The sequence below is a fragment of the uncultured Thiodictyon sp. genome, assembly GCF_903828115.1.
In the GTDB taxonomy this organism is placed as follows: domain Bacteria; phylum Pseudomonadota; class Gammaproteobacteria; order Chromatiales; family Chromatiaceae; genus Thiodictyon.
In genome coordinates this window covers 1-1,593 of the sequence record NZ_CAIKKU010000003.1, presented here as the reverse complement: position 1 = coordinate 1,593, position 1,593 = coordinate 1, and the positions used below count along the sequence as shown (strand labels likewise).

1 protein-coding gene is annotated in these 1,593 nt (G+C 63.2%); it reads left to right on the top strand.

The features are described 5' to 3' along the window. Nucleotides 1-119 precede the first annotated feature (119 nt). Nucleotides 120-1,181, top strand: a complete 1,062-nt coding sequence (locus QZY48_RS00125) for an IS110 family transposase (RefSeq protein ID WP_295426302.1) — start codon at nt 120-122, stop codon at nt 1,179-1,181. Nucleotides 1,182-1,593: the final 412 nt, after the last annotated feature.

The window sequence follows — 1,593 nt, the reverse complement described above, 5'->3', positions numbered from 1 at the left end:
CCTGAGCTAAATGCTCATGGGGTAATGGGATGGTCCGCCCCGCTCCTCCAACGAGCCCTGAGCGGGCACAATGAGCGATGTACGTGAAGCATCGTCAACCGAGGTAGGGGAGCAGACCAATGACAAAGTGTAGCAAAGAGCCGGTTGTCACGATCGGCATCGACTTGGCCAAGAACAGCGTGCATGTGTACGGGGTGGATGCGCAGGGGCACCAAGTGCTCAGCAAGAAGGTGAGCCGAGGGAAGCTGAGCGCGTTCATGGTGAATCAGCCGCCCTGCCTGGTGGCGATGGAGGCGTGCGGCAGCGCGCACCATTGGGCGCGGGTGTTTCGCGACTTCGGCCATGAGGTGCGGCTGATCGCCCCGCAGTTCGTCAAACCCTTCGTGAAGTCCAACAAGAACGACGCGGTGGACGCTGAGGCGATCTGCGAGGCGGTACAGCGGCCGAACATGCGCTTTGTGGCGATCAAGACGGTCGAGCAGCAGGACATCCAGGCGATCCATCGGATGCGCAGCCTCAACGTCGAACGGCGCACCGCCCAGGTCAACCAGGTGCGCGGTCTGCTGCTGGAGTACGGGATCGAGATCCCCCAGGGGCGCGCGGCGCTGATGCGGCGCCTGCCCGAGATCCTCGAAGAGGCCGAGAACGGCTTGAGCGAGCGCTTTCGCGCCGAGTTGAATCGCCTGCTTGAGGAGCTGCGCCATCTCGATGAGCAGGTGGCGCACTATGACACCCAGATTCAGGTCATCGCCCACAGCGATGAGACGGTTCAGCGGCTGATGACGATCCCTGGCATCGGTGCCCTGATCGCGACCGCCCTGATGGCCGCTGTCGGCGAGGATGTCAGCTTGTTTCGCAACGGGCGCGGACTGGCGGCCTGGCTTGGGCTGGTCCCGCGACAGCATTCCACTGGCGGGCGCGAGCGCTTGCTCGGGATCAGCAAGCGCGGCGACGTCTATCTGCGCCAACTGATCATCCATGGGGCGCGCGCCGTCATGCGCTGGGTCGAGCGCAAGGAGGACGCCACCAGCCGCTGGGCGACGGCGCTGAAGGCACGCCGTCATACCAATGTCGCCGTCGTGGCGATGGCCAACAAGATCGCGCGGGTGGCCTATGCCGTCATGGTCAGCGGCAAGCCCTATGATCCGGCGGCCGGCAAGCCGCTCCAGGCCACCGTCTGAGACGGGCGAGACACCGCCTCCGGCTGGATGAACTACGACCTTGCGGTCACCACAACCGAGTACCGAACACCACGAGTTGCGAAGAGTGAACATCACTGTGATGGCATGAAAGGCACGGCCTGCCTTCCTGAAAACCTGGCTCGTTCACCAGCCGGCGACGCCGAGACTGTTGGGGTGATGAGGACGGGAAGGCGCGCGAATTCCATCAGGGCACAGGGGTCGGCGACGACACCCCAAACGATGCCGGATATATGGCTGCAACGTCTCCTTCTGCCAAAGACAGCGGTTTCCCTCTTGCATCGCGGGGCGGAACATATATGAACGAGAGTGAACCCCAAAATCCACGCATCGGAAGGCACGGACACCGACCGACTGACAACGCCCCTGGCGATTCAACCAAGGGCGTTTTCAT

Bases quoted from the DNA above. Each gene is read 5' to 3' on its own strand.
- QZY48_RS00125 (WP_295426302.1), top strand. From the start codon at position 120: ATGACAAAGTGTAGCAAAGAGCCGGTTGTCACGATCGGCATCGACTTG.